Genomic DNA, 16,420 nt, shown 5'->3' with positions numbered 1-16,420 from the left:
TGCCGGCTGCTTGCGGCTGGCCTCTGCTGCCAGCCGCACGCCGTCTCTGCTTCTACCGCCCGATGGCGGCCGCTCGACGCTCGCTGTCAGCTGCCCATCACCCGTCGCTCGCCGCCAGACGCTCGTCGCCTGCCTCCCCGCACCCGATGCCGATAGCCGCTCGTACAGATTCGGTCTGCTTCGCGAGCGCCGATTGCGTGCTCGGCGGAACTCGGTGGCTCGGGCGTGGATCGGCCGGTTGGAATCAGGTGTGGTGCGGGCGCAGGACGATTGTGCCGAACGTGGCGCGCTGCTCGATCAGTTCGTGCGCGCGTGCCGCCTGATCGAGGGGCAGTATCGTGTCGAGCAGTGGCTCGAGCGTTCCGGCCGCGACCTCGTCGAGCACCTGCGCGCGGTAGCCCGCGACCTTCGCGAGCCAGGCGGGACCTGCGCAGCCGATCAGGGTCAGCCCGCGGTTGACAAGGTCGATCGCGGCGATCGGCGCGGGGCCGCCGGAGAGGAAGCCGTAGCCCAGCATGCGACCGCGCACCGGCGTCATGAGGTCGAGCAGCGCCGGTGTCGCGGTGCCGCCGATCGAGTCGAACACGACATCCAATGTCGTCGCGCCGAGCAGGTCGCGGAGGCGGTCGGTCCACGCCGGGTCGTTGTGGTCGATCACCTCGGCGGCCCCGAACTCGCGCGCCTGTGTGGCCTTGGCTGGGCCGCCCGCCGTCGCGATGACGCGCGCACCCAGGCGGGCCGCGTACTGGGTCAGATAAGCGCCGACACCGGTTGCGGCTGCCTCGACCAGCACGGTCTCGTCCCTGGTGAGCGCGGCCGTGTCGGTCAGAGCGGCCGCGACGGAACCGCTCATCAGGACCGCCGCGGCGACGGCGGTATCCACACCGTCGGGAATGGGCGTCGCCTGCGCGGCCGGGGCGACGACGTATTCGGCGTAGGCGCCGAAACCGTTGGTGGCCACCACGACTCGCCGCCCGACCAAACCGGTTTCGACGCCCGCTCCGATCTCGGTGACCGTGCCCGCGGACTGGAAACCGAACACGAACGGCGGCTCGGCGGGCGTCGGGAAGGTTCCCGCGCGGATCGCCGTCTCCGGGTACAGCACCGGAACGGCCTCCGCCCGGACGACCAATTCGCCCGCGCCCGCTGCCGGTCGCGGTGCCTCGGTCGGAACCAGCACCTCGGGTCCGCCCACGCCTGTCATTACGATTGCCCGCATCGAGAACTCCATAAGTTGACTGCCGGTCCAGATATCTCGCCACGATATGGACCGTCGGTCAACTTTGTCAACGACGAAGGCGGGTGGCATGTCCGACGGGCGCACGCGAGAACGGGCAGACGCCGCCCGCAACCGGCGCGCGATCCTGGACGCGACCAGGACGTTGCTCGCCGAGCACGGCGCAGAGGGTGTCACCATGGACCGGGTCGCCGCCGCGGCGGGCGTGGGCAAGGGGACGATCTTTCACCGCTTCGGCAGCCGGGCCGGGCTGCTGCACGAACTGGTCGCCGAACCCGCGGTCGCCCTGATGGAGGCCGTCTCCAGCGGTCCGCCGCCCCTGGGGCCGGGCGCACCCGCCGCCGAGCGTCTGCTGGCCTTCTTCGCGGCGATGACCGACCTGGTGATCGACAACATCGAACTCGTCGTCGCCTACAACGCGGTGCCGCCCCATCCGAGACGCGAAGAGTTCCACGCGTTCTGGGCCGCGCACATCACCGCGATGCTGCGCGAGGCGCGACCGGATCTGGACGCCGAAGTAGTCGGCGCGCTGCTGCTCGCGCCGTTGGGCGGCGAGCTCGCGTCCCGAATGGTGCGCGCGGGGGAGGCGGATCGCCTGCGGACCGCGGTGCACGATCTCGTCGCGTCGGTGCTGCGAGCGCCCCGAGCCGCGTCGGGAACGTAATGCCGCCGGATCGCCTGCGGTCCGGCGGCGCGATCTTGCTGCGGCTCCGCCGAGCGGTTGTTGGTCAGCCGTGTGCCGGCATGTCAACGCGGTGCGCGATCTTGTCGCGGCGTCAATTCCGCCGAGCGTCTCATGTGCGCATGCCGGGCGGCGGCAATTGGTGCCGGCCGGGCAAGTGTGCAGGTCACGAGACATGTGAATGGCCTGGCGAGTGCCGCGCGGTGCCGTGATGTCCACGTGGAGGCCGCACGAGAATGGCAGGTCGTTGCGGTGTGCGATGTTGCCGCGGCTCTGCTGGTCAGCCTCGGGAGAGGATGGCTTCGAAGCGTTCGTCGGCGCGGTCGAGTTGGCCGAGGATGTGCTGCTTGACGTGGTCGGCGAGGGGGGTGTCCGGTCTGCTCACCAGGTCGCGGTAGACGTCGGTGAGCGGGCGGTATTTCACGGCGAGTTTGCGCATGATCGGCTTCTCGGCGTAGAGGATTCCGACGCCGTTGTCGGTGAAGTCGGAGAGCTTGACCACCCGTGCCCAAGGTTTGCGATCCAAGGTCGTCGCGACGTGGTCGCGGTACTGCTCGTGACGGTCGCGGTCCGGATCGGGCTCCGGATTGGTGACGGCGGCGACGAGGTCGGCGACGCGGCCGCCGAAGCGCTCGGACAGTTCGGTGAGCGCGGCGTCGGTGGGGGATCCGTCGCGTGCGCCCGCCAGTTCGGCCGGATGGTCTTCCACGGCATCGTGCAGCAGGCCGGCCGCCACCACGTCGGTGTCGCGAACCTCGTAGTGGCTGACGATCCGGATCGCTACGCGCAGAAGGTGATTCAGGTACGGTTCGCGGCCGTAGCGGTCGTCGCGGTGCAGTTCGGTGGCCAGCTCCAGCGCCGCGGTCAGCCGCTCGCCGTCGGGCAGTTCCGCGATCTCCAGCAGCAGCCGCTCGCGCAGCCCCGCCTCGCCATAGACCTCGCTGATCGTGTGCAGCGGCATCACGGCCAAGACTCCCGCCCCAGGGTTACGCATAACGCCAATCTATCGAGCCTTTCGGCCGCGCGCTGTGCCCTGCGACACTTGTTCACCTATCGGATTTCGAAAAATCGGCTCCGAGTCGATTTGCCGGGCGCGTGCTCGACTTCCGCCGCCGCGAATCCAATTCCCCGCCAATCATTTCCACAGCCCACAGCCCACAGCCCACAGCCCACAGCCCACAGCCCACAGCCCACAGCCCCTGCCCGTAGCCCGCGACTTGTAGCTCGCCGCTGGCGGCTCGCGCAGCCCTGGGCTCGCAGTTCGTAGCGCGCTGTCGGCTAATAGCTCGCGGCTCCTAGCTCGTCGTTGGTAGCCCCGCCGTCCGCACACGGCTGGCAGCGCGCGAGCCGCAGATTTCGCACGCATCGAGTGAGTTGATGGTCGTGGCCAGGCCGGGCATGGGCACGTCTCGAATCGGCACCACTGCGAGCAGGGCGTTCGGGACCGTTCCCTCAGCGCACGTCGCGCGGACGGAACTGAATGCTGATCCGCGGACCGACCGGCTTGCGGGTCTTGGGCACCGCGTGTTCCCAGGTCCGCTGGCAGGAACCGCCCATCACCAGCAGGTCGCCGTGCCCGACCTGGTACCGGATGCTCGCGCCGCCGCGCCGCGGCCGTAGCAGTAGGGCGCGCGGTGCGCCGATGGACAGGATCGCCACCATGGTGTCGTGTTTCGCGCCGCGGCCGAGGGTGTCGCCGTGCCAGGCGACGGAATCGCGGCCGTCGCGGTAGTAACACAGGCCCGCCGTCCGGAACGGCTCCCCGAGTTCGGTGGCGTAGTGACGGCTGAGCGCGTCGCGCGCGTCGTCGAGGATTGGATCCGGTAGCGCGGCGTTCTCGTCGTAGAAGTGCAGCAACCGGGGCACGTCCACGACCCGGTCGTACATCGGCCTGCGCTCGGCCTGCCACGGAACATCCCGCGCCAGCCGCTCGAACAGGATGTCCGCACCGGTCAGCCACCCCGGCCGCACATCGACCCACGCGCCGTCCGACAGCGGCGTGCGGCGCGTGCCGTCGAGGGAACCGAGACAGACGTCCCCGGCCCCGTCGAACAGCGAACCCTGCAGCCAAGCGGTCACCCGCCCGACCCTACCCCCATTCGAACATATGTGCACACGCCGCCACGCTTGTATGTGGAGCCGGCAACCTGACTCGGGCACGGAGAGTGCACGCGTCGGCCAGCAGCAAGTCGCCTTGCGCCTGAAGAAGTCACACCGCCCGCGCGGTGGCGCCGCTCACGCCGCTTTCGTGGGGCAGCTCACAGGCCGATATGCCTGGTGAAAGCGGGGTCTGAGGCGCTGTTACGCTGCTAGCCGTAAGACATCCTTTAACGGACCGTCCGGTGAGGCGGGGAAGGAGGTCGGCATGGCTGTGCCCGGAGATCGGGCCGCCAAGTCCGGCGCTGCCGAGACGACGCACTCTCAGCGGCACACACCCGAATGGGTGGCGACGGGGCGGGAGCTGTTGTCGGCTTCCGATGTCGGCCGGACCATCGCGCGCATCGCGCACCAGATCATCGAGAAGACCGCGCTGGACTCCGACGAGGTCGGCTCGCCGCGCGTGGTGCTGATCGGCATCCCGACCCGCGGCACCACCCTGGCCGCGCGGCTGACCGACAAGATCGAGGAATTCTCCGGCGTCCGCCCGGCCCTCGGCTCGCTCGACATCACCCTGTACCGCGACGACCTGCGCAGCCGTCCGCACCGCCCGCTGGAGCGGACCTCGGTGCCCGAGGGCGGCATCGAGGACGCGCTCGTGGTGCTCGTCGACGACGTCCTCTTCTCCGGCCGCACGGTGCGCTCGGCCCTCGACGGGCTGCGCGACCTCGGCAGACCGCGTGCGGTGCAACTCGCCGTGCTGATCGACCGCGGCCACCGCGAGCTGCCGATCCGAGCCGACTTCGTCGGCAAGAACGTGCCCACGGCGCGGGCCGAGGACATCTCCGTGCTGCTCACCGAACACGACGGTCGCGACGGCGTCTATCTGCACCAGGAGGCCGAGGCGTGAGACACCTGCTGAGCGTCACCGATCTGGACCGCGCCGCGGCGTCCGAACTGCTCGACGAGGCCGAGCGCTTCGAGCAGGCGCTGCTCGGTCGCGAGGTGCACAAACTGCCGACCCTGCGCGGCCGCACCGTGATGACGGTGTTCTACGAGAACTCGACACGCACCCGGGTGTCCTTCGAGGTCGCAGGGAAGTGGATGAGTGCGGACGTGATCAACGTCAGCGCGAGCAGCTCGTCGGTGTCCAAGGGCGAATCGCTGCGCGACACCGCGCTGACCCTGCACGCCGCGGGCGCGGACGCGCTGATCGTGCGGCACCCCGCCTCCGGCGCCGCGCACCAGATCGCGCACTGGATGGACGGCTGGGCGCGAGCGGAGGGCCGGACCTCCGGTCCCGCGATCGTCAACGCGGGCGACGGCATGCACGAACACCCGACCCAGGCGCTGCTCGACGCGCTGACGCTGCGCCAGCGGCTCGGCGACATCGAGGGCAAGCGGGTGGTGATCGTCGGCGACATCCTGCACAGCCGGGTGGCGCGCTCCAACGTCTTCCTGCTGCACACCCTCGGCGCCGAGGTGGTGCTCGTCGCGCCGCGCACGCTGCTGCCGGTCGGCGTCGAGGCCTGGCCCGCCCGGGTCTCGCACCACCTGGACGCCGAACTGCTCGGCGCCGACGCGGTGCTCATGCTGCGCGTGCAGGCCGAGCGCATGAACGGCGGGTTCTTCCCCTCGGCGCGCGAGTACTCGGTGAACTACGGCCTGTCCGAGCGCAGGCTCGCGCTGCTCGCGGAGCATGCGGTGGTCATGCACCCCGGTCCGATGCTGCGCGGCATGGAAATCGCCTCGGCCGTGGCGGATTCGCCGAAGGCCGCGATCCTGCAGCAGGTCACCAACGGCGTGCACCTGCGCATGGCGGTGCTGTTCCGGCTGCTGGTCGGCGCGCAGGAGGCAGTGGCATGAACGGCAACGAGCGGAAGGTGGCGCCATGAGTGGGCTGTTGATCAAGGGGGCCTTGATCTACGGCGAGGGTGAGCCCGTGGACGTCTTCGTCGACGAGGGCGAGATCCGGCAGATCGGCACCGATCTCGGCATCGTGGACGCCGAGATCATCGACGCGAAGGGGCAGATCCTGCTGCCGGGCTTCGTCGACCTGCACACCCACCTGCGCGAACCCGGCCGCGAGGACACCGAGACCATCGAGACCGGTTCCGCCGCCGCCGCGCTGGGCGGCTACACCGCCGTGTTCGCCATGGCCAATACCAACCCGGTCGCCGACTCGGTGGTCGTCACCGACCACGTGTGGCGGCGCGGCCAGGAGGTCGGCCTCGTCGACGTGTTCCCGGTGGGCGCGGTGACCGTCGGGCTGGAGGGCAAGCAGCTCGCGGAGATGGGCACCATGGCGGCGGGCGTCGGTGCGGTGCGGATGTTCTCCGACGACGGCCACTGCGTCTACGACCCGCTGATCATGCGCCGCGCGCTGGAGTACTCGAACTCCCTCGGCGTGCTCATCGCTCAGCACGCGGAGGAGCCGCGGCTCACCAAGGGCGCGGTCGCGCACGAGGGCCCGACCGCGGCGCGGCTCGGTCTCGCGGGCTGGCCGCGCGCCGCCGAGGAGTCGATCGTGGCCCGCGACGCGCTGCTGGCCAGGGACGCGGGCGCGCGCGTGCACATCTGCCACGCGTCCACAGCCGGCACCGTGGAACTGGTGAAATGGGCCAAGTCCCAGGGCATTTCGATCACCGCCGAGGTGACGCCGCACCACCTGCTGCTGGACGACACGCGGCTGGAGACCTACGACGCGGTCAACAAGGTCAACCCGCCGCTGCGCGAGGCGTCCGACGCCGCGGCGCTGCGGCAGGCGCTGGCCGAGGGCATCATCGACTGCGTGGCCACCGACCACGCCCCGCACGCCGAACAGGACAAGTGCTGCGAATTCGCCGCCGCCCGTCCCGGCATGCTCGGGCTGGAGACCGCGCTGTCGATCGTCGTCCAGACCATGGTCGAACCGGGACTGCTGGACTGGCGCGGCGTGGCCCGCGTGATGAGCGAGCAGCCCGCGCGGATCGTCGGACTCGACGACCACGGCCGCCCGCTCGAGGTGGGCGAGCCCGCGAACCTCACCCTGGTCGACCCCGACGCCACCTGGACGGTGCGCGCCGCCGAGCTGGCCAGCATCTCGAACAACACGCCGTTCGAGGCGATGACCTTCCCGGCCAAGGTGACGGCGACGTTGCTGCGCGGCCGGGTGACCGCACGCGATGGCAAGGCGGTCGGCGCTGGCACAGGAGGTCCGTAATGGAGAGAACGCTGTGGGTGGTCGGGTGCCTCGCGTTGTTCGCGCTCGGTATCTGGCTGATGTACCGAGGCTGGCAGAACCGGGCGGCGCGTCAGCAAGCGCGGATCGGCGAGTTGCCTCCGGTGCCCGCCGAACTCGGCGCCCAGGTGCTGGAGCCGACGACCGGCCTGTATCTCGGCAGCACGATCGCGCCGAGCTGGCAGGACCGGATCGCGGTCGGCGATCTCGGTTTTCGCGCCACAGCGGAACTCACGCGGTTCGAGCGGGGGATTCTGCTCGAGCGCGACGGGGCGACGGTGATCTGGATTCCGCAGGAGTCCATCACGGCGGTCCGCACCGAACGCGGCCACGCGGGCAAAGTGATGACGGAAGATGGTGTGCTGGTAATTCGCTGGAAGCTGCCGACCGGAACCGAGATAGACACCGGTTTCCGAGGGGACGACAAGACGGTGTATCCGGCGTGGGCCAGGACGACGACGGGAGATGAACGAACGTGAATGAAGCGGCTGCGCTGGTGCTCGAGGACGGCCGGGTGTTCCGCGGCACGGCCTACGGCGCCGTGGGCGAGACGCTCGGCGAGGCGGTGTTCTGCACCGCGATGACCGGGTATCAGGAGACTTTGACCGACCCCAGCTACCACCGCCAGATCGTGGTGGCGGCGGCACCGCAGATCGGCAACACCGGATGGAACGACGAGGACGACGAGTCCTCGAAGATCTGGGTGGCCGGGTACGTGGTGCGCGACCCCGCGCGGCGTGCGTCGAACTGGCGCGCGACCACGACGCTGCCCGACGCCATGCGCGAGCAGGACATCGTCGGTATCGCGGGCGTCGACACTCGCGCGCTGGTGCGCCACCTGCGCACCCGCGGTTCGATGAAGGCGGGCATCTTCTCCGGTGCCGCCCTCGCCGACGAGGACGCGCTGCTGGCCAGGGTCAACGGCCAGTCGTCCATGCTCGGCGCGGACCTGGCCGGGGAAGTCAGCACCGACTCGGTCTACACCATCGAGCCGACGGGCGAGCGCCGCTTCACCGTCGTCGCCGTCGACCTGGGCATCAAGACCAACACCCCGCGCATGTTCGCCCAGCGCGGCATGCGGGTGCACGTGGTGCCCTCGACCTTCACCCTGGACCAGATCCGGGAGCTGAAGCCCGATGGCGTCTTCCTGTCGAACGGACCCGGCGATCCCGCCACCCAGGACCGCGCGGTCGCCCTCACCCAGGGCGTGCTCGAGCAGGGACTGCCGCTGTTCGGCATCTGCTTCGGCAACCAGATCCTCGGCCGGGCGCTCGGCCGCAAGACCTACAAGATGAAGTTCGGCCACCGCGGCATCAACATCCCGGTCGTCGAGCACGAGACCGGCCGGATCTCCATCACCGCGCAGAACCACGGCTTCGCCCTGGAGGGCGAGCAGGGCGAACAGTTCGACACGCCGTTCGGCCGCGCCGAGGTCAGCCACGTCTGCGCCAACGACGGCACCGTCGAGGGCGTTCGCCTGCTCGACGGTCGCGCGTTCTCCGTGCAGTACCACCCGGAGGCCGCCGCAGGCCCCCACGACGCCGCATATCTGTTCGACCGTTTCGCCGGTCTCATGGAAGGAGCCTGATGCCTCGCCGCGAGGATCTACACCACATCCTGGTGATCGGATCGGGCCCGATCGTCATCGGCCAGGCTTGTGAGTTCGACTATTCCGGCACCCAGGCGTGCCGGGTGCTCAGGTCCGAGGGCCTGCGCGTGTCGCTGGTGAACTCCAACCCGGCGACGATCATGACCGACCCCGAGTTCGCCGACTCGACCTACGTCGAGCCGATCACGCCGGAGTTCGTCGAGAAGGTCATCGCGAAGGAGCGTCCCGACGCCATCCTCGCGACCCTCGGCGGGCAGACCGCGCTGAACACCGCCGTCGCGCTGCACGAGCGCGGGGTGCTGGAGAAGTACAACGTCGAGCTGATCGGCGCCGACTTCGACGCCATCCAGCGCGGCGAGGACCGGCAGAAGTTCAAGGACATCGTCGCCAAGGTCGGCGGCGAGAGCGCCCGCTCGCGGGTCTGCTTCACCATGGACGAGGTGCGCGAGACGGTCGCCGAGCTCGGCTTCCCGGTCGTCGTGCGTCCTTCGTTCACCATGGGCGGCCTCGGCTCCGGCATGGCCTACAACCATGACGACCTCGACCGCATCGCGGGCGGCGGCCTCGCCGCCTCGCCGACGGCCAACGTCCTGATCGAGGAGTCCATCCTCGGCTGGAAGGAATACGAGCTCGAGCTGATGCGCGACGGCCGCGACAACGTCGTGGTGGTCTGCTCGATCGAGAACGTGGACCCGATGGGCGTGCACACCGGCGACTCGATGACCGTCGCCCCGGCGATGACGCTCACCGACCGCGAGTACCAGAAGCTGCGCGACCTGGGCATCGCCATCCTGCGCGAGGTCGGCGTCGACACCGGTGGCTGCAACATCCAGTTCGCGGTGAACCCGCGCGACGGCCGCCTGATCGTCATCGAGATGAACCCGCGCGTCTCGCGGTCCTCGGCGCTGGCCTCCAAGGCCACCGGCTTCCCGATCGCCAAGATCGCGGCCAAGCTGGCCATCGGCTACACGCTGGACGAGATCGTCAACGACATCACCAAGGAAACCCCGGCCTGCTTCGAGCCGACCCTGGACTACGTCGTCGTCAAGGCGCCGCGGTTCGCGTTCGAGAAGTTCCCCGGCGCCGACCCGACGCTGACCACCACCATGAAGTCGGTGGGCGAGGCGATGTCGCTGGGCCGCAACTTCTCCGAGGCGCTCGGCAAGGTGCTGCGCTCGCTGGAGACCAAGGCCACCGGCTTCTGGACCCTGGACGACGGCCCGTGGGCGCCCGTCGACGGTGACGCGCAGGCCGCGATCGAGAAAATCCTCGACGACCTGCGCACCCCGATCGAGGGCCGCATCTACCAGGTCGAGCGGGCGCTGCGCTACGGCGCGAGCATCGAGGACGTGGCCGAGGCCTCGGGCATCGACCCGTGGTTCGTCGCCGAGGTCGCCGGTCTGGTCGAACTGCGCCAGGAGATCATCGACGCCCCGGTGCTGGACGAGCCGCTGCTGCGCCGCGCCAAGCACTACGGCCTCTCCGACAACCAGCTCGCCGCGCTGCGGCCCGAGCTGGCGGGTGAGACCGGCGTCCGCGCGCTGCGCCACCGGCTCGGCGTGCGCCCGGTGTTCAAGACCGTCGACACCTGCGCCGCCGAGTTCGAGGCCAAGACGCCGTACCACTACTCGGCCTACGAGCTCGATCCCGCCGCGGAGTCCGAAGTGGCGCCGCAGCGCGAGCGCGAGAAGGTGATCATCCTCGGCTCCGGCCCGAACCGCATCGGCCAGGGCATCGAGTTCGACTACTCGTGCGTGCACGCGGCGCAGACGCTGTCGCAGGCCGGGTACGAGACGGTGATGGTCAACTGCAACCCGGAGACCGTCTCCACCGACTACGACACCGCCGACCGCCTCTACTTCGAGCCGCTCACCTTCGAGGACGTGCTCGAGGTCTATCACGCGGAATGCGAGTCCGGCACCGTCGCGGGCGTCATCGTGCAGCTCGGCGGGCAGACCCCGCTCGGCCTCGCGCAGCGGCTGACCGACGCGGGCGTCCCGGTCGTCGGCACCAGCGCGGCCGCCATCGACTTGGCCGAGGACCGAGGCGAGTTCGGTGAGGTGCTTGTCGCGGCCGGGCTGCCCGCGCCGAAGTACGGCACGGCGACCACGGTCGAGCAGGCGAAGAAGATCGCCGCTGGCATCGGCTACCCGGTGCTGGTCCGCCCGTCCTACGTGCTCGGCGGGCGCGGCATGGAGATCGTCTACGACGAGAAGTCCCTGGAGGGCTACATCTCCCGGGCCACCGAGCTGAACCCGGAGCACCCGGTCCTCGTCGACCGTTTCCTCGAGGACGCCATCGAGATCGACGTGGACGCCCTCTGCGACGGCGAAGAGGTCTACCTCGGCGGCGTGATGGAGCACATCGAGGAAGCAGGCATCCACTCCGGCGACTCGGCCTGCGCGCTGCCCCCGATCACGTTGGGCCGCAGCGACATCGAGGCGGTGCGCCGCTCCACGATCGCGCTGGCCAAGGGCATCGGCGTCAAGGGTCTGCTCAACGTGCAGTACGCGCTCAAGGACGACGTGCTCTACGTGCTGGAGGCCAATCCACGGGCCAGCCGGACGGTTCCGTTCGTCTCCAAGGCCACCGCGGTGCCGCTGGCCAAGGCCTGCGCGCGGGTCATGCTCGGCGCCACCATCGCCGAACTCCGCAAGGAGGGCATGCTGCCGAGCGAGGGCGACGGCGGGCACGTCGCGCTGGACGCGCCGGTCGCGGTGAAGGAGGCGGTGCTGCCGTTCCACCGGTTCCGTCGCGCCGACGGCAGCGGTGTGGACTCGCTGCTCTCGCCGGAGATGAAGTCGACCGGCGAGGTGATGGGCATCGACGCCGATTTCGGCACCGCCTTCGCCAAGAGCCAGTCCGCCGCCTACGGCTCGCTGCCCACCGAGGGCACCGTGTTCGTCTCGATCGCCAACCGCGACAAGCGCGCCATGGTGTTCCCGGTCAAGCGCCTGCACGACCTCGGCTTCCGCATTCTGGCCACCGAGGGCACCGCGGAAATGCTGCGCCGCAACGGAATTCCGTGCGAGCAGGTGCGCAAGCACTCCGACGAGAACCGGGCCGACGAGCCGACGATCGTGGAGCAGATCCGCGACGGCGAGGTCGACATGGTGTTCAACACCCCGTACGGCAACTCGGGTCCTCGGGTGGACGGCTACGAGATCCGCACCGCGGCGGTGGGCGTCAACATCCCGTGCATCACCACGGTGCAGGGCGCGGCCGCGGCCGTGCAGGGCATCGAGGCCAGCATCAACGGCGGCCTCGGCGTGCGGTCCCTCCAGGAACTGCACTCCTCGCTGCGCGGCTGAACCGGCACCGACCGGTTGCGGCCATCCGGCGCCCGTTCGCGTTCCGACGCGGACGGGCGCACTCAGGACCTGGACATACAGGAGATGCGATGAAGACGTTCGGCGCGCGCCTGCGGCACGCGATGCACCACTTCGGTCCGCTGTGCGTCGGCATCGATCCGCACCCGCAGCTGCTCGCGGCCTGGGGGCTTTCCGAGGACGCCGAGGGCGTGGAGAAGTTCGCCGAGATCTGCGTGGAGGCATTCGACGGCACCGTCGCGCTGGTCAAACCGCAGGTGGCGTTCTTCGAGGCCTACGGTTCGGCCGGGATCGCGGTGCTGGAACGGACCGTCGAGGTGCTGCGCGCCTCGGGCACCCTGGTGCTTGCCGACGCCAAACGCGGTGACATCGGCTCCACCATGGACGCCTACGCCCGCACCTGGCTCGGCGACGGGCCGCTCGGCTCGGACGCGGTGACGGTCTCGCCGTACCTCGGTTTCGGCTCGCTCGCACCCGCGCTGGAACTGGCCGAAGCCAACCATCGCGGCCTCTTCGTGCTCGCCGCCACCTCGAATCCCGAAGGGGCGCAGGTGCAGACGGCGCGCGCGGCGGACGGGCGCAGCATCGCCCAGACGATGGTGGACGAGGCCGCCGCGCGCAACGCAGGCCACGACTTCGGGTCGGTCGGGGTCGTCGTCGGCGCCACCCTCGCCGAGGCCCCCGACCTCACCGCGCTCAACGGCCCGATCCTGATGCCCGGCATCGGCGCCCAGGGCGGGGGACCGGGTTCGGTGCGTGACCTGGTGCCCGAGTCCGTACTCGGTGCGGTGGTGCCGAACGTCTCGCGCGAGGTGCTGCGCGAAGGTCCGTCCGTTTCGGCACTGCGTGCCAGGGTGAGCGCGCTCCAGGAGGATTTCGCCTTCCTGCAGCGCTGAGGGATCGCGGCCGGGTTTCCCACGGCACATCGTCCTCGAAGCGGCCCGCGGGTTCGGTACCGACCGAACCCGCGGGCCGCTTCGTGGTGTCTGGCCGCCCTTCTGCGGGGTTTACGCGCGTCCCGCGCGGGGAAACCCGGGTGACGTGTGGTGAATCGCGCAGATGGCGATTCAGCGGCACGCCGTGCCCCGACTCCTCTGGCTCCGCCTCGGCCGCCTCGCGCCGGGGCTCTTCGGCGTTTTCGCGGTGCCGAATCCCAAGCGATGGGACATGTGTTCGATCCGACACGCGGAAGAACAGTGCGACACGCGGGGAATTTCCAGAAAGTTCCTGGTCGGAAGCCCGACCGATTGCTGACACGTCGTGACGAGCCACCGCAACCGCTCCGCTAACCTTGGAATGCTTCGAAAATACGCTGGTAGCAGGGCGTTTCCGAGATTCGGCGGTACGATCACCGCAGCGCCCGGGGCGTGACGCGCATCCGGTCCCGCTCGCCCCTACGGCATTCAGAATCATGCGCTGACCTGGGGGGTGGGTTCGCAATCGGCGGACGTCGTGGGTACGGTCGCTGAGACCGCGCGGGTTACCGGCGGTAGATCAAGCAATGAACGATGAGACGGAGGAACCGTGGCCCTTCCCCAGCTGACTGACGAGCAGCGCGCCGCTGCTTTGGAGAAGGCGGCTGCCGCTCGCCGCGCTCGGGCGGAGCTCAAGGAGCGCTTGAAGCGTGGCGGCACCGACCTGAAGAGCGTCCTCAAGGATGCCGAGACCGACGAGATCCTCGGCAAGATGAAGGTGTCGGCGCTGCTGGAGGCCCTGCCCAAGGTCGGCAAGGTCAAGGCGGCCGAGATCATGACCGAGCTGGAGATCGCCCCCACCCGCCGTCTGCGCGGACTCGGCGATCGGCAGCGCAAGGCGCTGCTCGCCCGGTTCGACTTCGACGCCTGACGACGAGGGTGGTCGAACACACGCGGAAGGGTCGGCTGGTTGTACTGGTCGGCCCCTCGGCCGTAGGCAAGTCCACGGTCGTGCGGTGCGTGCGGGAACGCCTGCCCGAACTGGTCTTCAGTGTGTCGGCGACGACCCGGGCCCCCCGGCCCGGGGAGGTCGACGGACTCGACTACCGGTTCGTCTCTCGTGACCAGTTCGACGCCATGATCGAGGCGGGCGAACTGCTGGAATGGGCGGACATCCACGGCGGCCTGCAGCGTTCGGGGACCCCGGCGGGTCCGGTGCGCGAGGCGCTGAACGCGGGCATGAACGTGCTGGTCGAGGTTGATCTCGAGGGCGCGAGGTCGGTGCGCAAGGCGATGCCGGAGGCTCTTCTCGTCTTCCTCGCCCCGCCGAGCTGGGACGAACTGGTCTTCCGGCTCACTTCGCGCGGTACCGAATCGCCGGAGGTGATCGAGCGCAGGTTGGAGACCGCGCGCACCGAACTGGCGGCATGTGACGAGTTCGACATCGTCATCGTGAACGACGAGGTGACCAGCGCCTGCGAGCAGTTGGTATCGTTGTTCGTTAGCACAAATTCGAGGTAGCCGCCGTACACCCGTGTCCCGGTCGCGGCCGGGGCAAGGGGGCGGTATCGCACGCTCGATTACCCGCTGATTTTTCCACGACAACCCGCAGGAGCCTCACCAGTGAGCGACACCAAGACCGCGCCCGCGTATGACACCCCGGTCGGCCTGACCAACCCGCCGATCGACGAGCTGCTCGAGCGCACGTCGTCCAAGTACGCGCTGGTCATCTACGCCGCCAAGCGGGCCCGCCAGATCAACGACTACTACAACCAGCTCGGCGACGGCATCCTCGAGTACGTCGGTCCGCTGGTCGAGCCGGGCCTGCAGGAGAAGCCGCTGTCGGTGGCCATGCGCGAAATCCACTCCGACCTGCTCGAGCACTCCGAGGGCGAGTAACCCACATCCCGCGTCCGCGCGTGATGCCGCAGTATCGAACTCCCCGCGTGGCCGGGGACGAGCCCACGGAGGCGTAGTGACCACACGCATCGTCGTCGGCGTCAGCGGAGGGATCGCGGCCTACAAGGCCTGCGCGCTCGTCCGGCGCTTCACCGAGACGGGGCACGAGGTCAGGGTGATCCCGACCGAGTCGGCTCTGCAATTCGTCGGCAAGGCGACCTTCGAGGCGCTGTCCGGGAACCCGGTGCACACCGACGTGTTCACGGACGTGCCCGAGGTCCCGCACGTCCGGCTCGGGCAGGAGGCCGACCTCGTGGTCATCGCCCCCGCCACCGCGGATCTGATGGCGCGCGCCGCACACGGCCGCGCCGACGACCTGCTCACCGCCACGCTGCTGACCGCGCGATGTCCCGTGCTGTTCGCGCCCGCGATGCACACCGAGATGTGGGAGCACCCGGCGACCATCGCCAACGTCGAGACGCTGCGCAGACACGGCGCGACCGTCATGGAGCCCGCCTCCGGACGCCTCACCGGCGCCGACACCGGTCCGGGCAGGCTGCCCGAGCCCGAGGAGATCTTCGGGCTCGCCGCGCTGCTGCTCGAGCGCACCGACGCCATCCCGCGCGACCTGGTCGGCCGCCGTCTGGTGATCACCGCGGGCGGCACGAGGGAACCGCTGGATCCGGTGCGCTTCCTCGGCAATCGCAGCTCGGGCAAGCAGGGCTACGCGTTGGCCAGGGTCGCCGCGCAGCGCGGCGCGCACGTCACGCTGATCGCGGGCAACACGATCGAGATGGCCGCCCCCGCGGCCGTCGACCTGGTGCACATCACCACCGCCGAGCAGCTCAAGACGGCGGTGGAGAAGCACGCGGTCGGCGCCGACGCCGTCATCATGGCCGCCGCCGTCGCCGATTTCCGGCCGACGAACGTGGCCGCCGCCAAGATCAAGAAGGGCGCCGGCGAGCCGGACGTCATCCCGTTGACCAAGACCGACGACATCCTCGCCGGTCTGGTTCAGTCGCGGCGCGACGGTCAGCTGGCGGGCACCGCCATCGTCGGCTTCGCGGCCGAGACCGGTGACGAGCACGGCGACGTACTCACCCACGCGCGCGCCAAGCTGGCTCGCAAGGGGTGCGACCTGCTCGTGGTCAACGCGGTCGGCGAGGGCAAGGCCTTCGAGGTCGACACCAATGACGGCTGGCTGCTCGGCGCCGACGGCACCGAACAGGCCCTCGACCACGGGTCGAAGGCGCTGCTCGCCAGCCGTGTGCTGGACGCGCTCGGTCCGTTGCTGCGCGCCGGGTAATCTTGGCCCGATCGAATTCCGTTGCCGCGCCGAGCGATCGGCGTGCCGCTCGATCCGGACGCCGACCGCGGCGCGGTGTGCGAATGTGCGCACCGGCCGCCGCGGGTGCGGATAGTCTGGGACGGCG

General features: G+C 69.8%; 15 protein-coding genes. 12 read left to right on the top strand and 3 right to left on the bottom strand.

Going from position 1 to position 16,420, the window contains the following annotated elements; genetic code table 11:
• Positions 1 to 244 precede the first annotated feature (244 nt).
• On the bottom strand, positions 245 to 1,219 hold the full coding sequence (locus tag CRP45_RS29495) for a quinone oxidoreductase family protein (protein ID WP_245910571.1): 975 nt from the start codon (positions 1,217 to 1,219) through the stop codon (positions 245 to 247).
• Between the two features lie 88 nt (positions 1,220 to 1,307).
• Between CRP45_RS29495 and CRP45_RS29490 the strand changes: the two genes are divergently transcribed.
• Entirely contained in the window at positions 1,308 to 1,901 is a 594-nt protein-coding gene (locus CRP45_RS29490) for a TetR/AcrR family transcriptional regulator (RefSeq protein WP_097247952.1), read from the top strand.
• Between the two features lie 298 nt (positions 1,902 to 2,199).
• Here the strand turns inward: CRP45_RS29490 and CRP45_RS29485 are convergent, their stop codons facing one another.
• Positions 2,200 to 2,913 (bottom strand): HD domain-containing protein, encoded by a 714-nt coding sequence (locus CRP45_RS29485; RefSeq protein ID WP_097247951.1) that lies wholly within the window; start codon positions 2,911 to 2,913, stop codon positions 2,200 to 2,202.
• A gap of 458 nt (positions 2,914 to 3,371) precedes the next feature.
• Positions 3,372 to 3,998: an alpha-ketoglutarate-dependent dioxygenase AlkB gene (locus CRP45_RS29480; protein ID WP_097247950.1), complete on the bottom strand. Its 627-nt coding sequence runs from the start codon at positions 3,996 to 3,998 to the stop codon at positions 3,372 to 3,374.
• A 286-nt stretch (positions 3,999 to 4,284) separates the two neighbouring features.
• On the opposite strand from CRP45_RS29480, the gene pyrR reads away from it, so the two are divergent.
• The 11 genes from pyrR (at position 4,285) to coaBC (ending at position 16,293) form a co-directional block, all read left to right on the top strand.
• The gene (pyrR, locus tag CRP45_RS29475) at positions 4,285 to 4,926 is read left to right on the top strand and encodes a bifunctional pyr operon transcriptional regulator/uracil phosphoribosyltransferase PyrR (RefSeq protein ID WP_245910570.1); all 642 of its coding nucleotides are present in this window, start codon (positions 4,285 to 4,287) and stop codon (positions 4,924 to 4,926) included.
• Positions 4,923 to 5,882 carry an aspartate carbamoyltransferase catalytic subunit gene (locus CRP45_RS29470; protein WP_097247949.1) on the top strand — a complete coding sequence of 320 codons (960 nt, stop codon included), beginning with the start codon at positions 4,923 to 4,925 and terminating at the stop codon, positions 5,880 to 5,882. Before pyrR ends, CRP45_RS29470 begins: the two co-directional genes overlap by 4 nt.
• A 25-nt stretch (positions 5,883 to 5,907) precedes the next feature.
• Positions 5,908 to 7,218 carry a dihydroorotase gene (locus CRP45_RS29465; protein WP_097247948.1) on the top strand — a complete coding sequence of 437 codons (1,311 nt, stop codon included), beginning with the start codon at positions 5,908 to 5,910 and terminating at the stop codon, positions 7,216 to 7,218.
• Positions 7,218 to 7,715, top strand: a complete 498-nt coding sequence (locus CRP45_RS29460) for a PH-like domain-containing protein (RefSeq protein ID WP_067780276.1) — start codon at positions 7,218 to 7,220, stop codon at positions 7,713 to 7,715. Before CRP45_RS29465 ends, CRP45_RS29460 begins: the two co-directional genes overlap by 1 nt.
• Entirely contained in the window at positions 7,712 to 8,824 is a 1,113-nt protein-coding gene (gene carA, locus CRP45_RS29455) for a glutamine-hydrolyzing carbamoyl-phosphate synthase small subunit (RefSeq protein WP_097247947.1), read from the top strand. Before CRP45_RS29460 ends, carA begins: the two co-directional genes overlap by 4 nt.
• The gene (gene carB / locus CRP45_RS29450) at positions 8,824 to 12,156 is read left to right on the top strand and encodes a carbamoyl-phosphate synthase large subunit (protein WP_067780281.1); all 3,333 of its coding nucleotides are present in this window, start codon (positions 8,824 to 8,826) and stop codon (positions 12,154 to 12,156) included. The genes carA and carB overlap by 1 nt, the downstream gene beginning before the upstream one ends.
• An 89-nt stretch (positions 12,157 to 12,245) precedes the next feature.
• Entirely contained in the window at positions 12,246 to 13,070 is an 825-nt protein-coding gene (pyrF, locus tag CRP45_RS29445; protein WP_097247946.1) for an orotidine-5'-phosphate decarboxylase, read from the top strand.
• A 628-nt stretch (positions 13,071 to 13,698) separates the two neighbouring features.
• Positions 13,699 to 14,019 (top strand): integration host factor, actinobacterial type, encoded by a 321-nt coding sequence (mihF, locus tag CRP45_RS29435; RefSeq protein WP_040708330.1) that lies wholly within the window; start codon positions 13,699 to 13,701, stop codon positions 14,017 to 14,019.
• Between the two features lie 8 nt (positions 14,020 to 14,027).
• A complete protein-coding gene (gene gmk / locus CRP45_RS29430) occupies positions 14,028 to 14,609 on the top strand; it encodes a guanylate kinase (protein WP_067780287.1) in 582 nt (193 codons plus the stop codon).
• A 102-nt stretch (positions 14,610 to 14,711) separates the two neighbouring features.
• A complete protein-coding gene (gene rpoZ / locus CRP45_RS29425; RefSeq protein WP_067780290.1) occupies positions 14,712 to 14,987 on the top strand; it encodes a DNA-directed RNA polymerase subunit omega in 276 nt (91 codons plus the stop codon).
• 76 nt (positions 14,988 to 15,063) lie between these two features.
• Positions 15,064 to 16,293: a bifunctional phosphopantothenoylcysteine decarboxylase/phosphopantothenate--cysteine ligase CoaBC gene (gene coaBC, locus CRP45_RS29420; protein ID WP_097247944.1), complete on the top strand. Its 1,230-nt coding sequence runs from the start codon at positions 15,064 to 15,066 to the stop codon at positions 16,291 to 16,293.
• The last annotated feature ends 127 nt before the right edge of the window (positions 16,294 to 16,420 follow it).

Origin of the sequence: Nocardia amikacinitolerans, from assembly GCF_900215415.1 — a bacterium.
In the GTDB taxonomy this organism is placed as follows: domain Bacteria; phylum Actinomycetota; class Actinomycetes; order Mycobacteriales; family Mycobacteriaceae; genus Nocardia; species Nocardia amikacinitolerans.
Note: the sequence above shows the minus strand (reverse complement) of the source record. Positions and strands in the feature narration are given on the sequence as shown.

Bases quoted from the DNA above. Each gene is read 5' to 3' on its own strand.
- CRP45_RS29495 (WP_245910571.1), bottom strand. From the start codon at position 1,219: ATGCGGGCAATCGTAATGACAGGCGTGGGCGGACCCGAGGTGCTGGTT.
- CRP45_RS29490 (WP_097247952.1), top strand. From the start codon at position 1,308: ATGTCCGACGGGCGCACGCGAGAACGGGCAGACGCCGCCCGCAACCGG.
- CRP45_RS29485 (WP_097247951.1), bottom strand. From the start codon at position 2,913: ATGCGTAACCCTGGGGCGGGAGTCTTGGCCGTGATGCCGCTGCACACG.
- pyrR (WP_245910570.1), top strand. From the start codon at position 4,285: ATGGCTGTGCCCGGAGATCGGGCCGCCAAGTCCGGCGCTGCCGAGACG.
- CRP45_RS29465 (WP_097247948.1), top strand. From the start codon at position 5,908: ATGAGTGGGCTGTTGATCAAGGGGGCCTTGATCTACGGCGAGGGTGAG.
- CRP45_RS29460 (WP_067780276.1), top strand. From the start codon at position 7,218: ATGGAGAGAACGCTGTGGGTGGTCGGGTGCCTCGCGTTGTTCGCGCTC.
- carB (WP_067780281.1), top strand. From the start codon at position 8,824: ATGCCTCGCCGCGAGGATCTACACCACATCCTGGTGATCGGATCGGGC.
- pyrF (WP_097247946.1), top strand. From the start codon at position 12,246: ATGAAGACGTTCGGCGCGCGCCTGCGGCACGCGATGCACCACTTCGGT.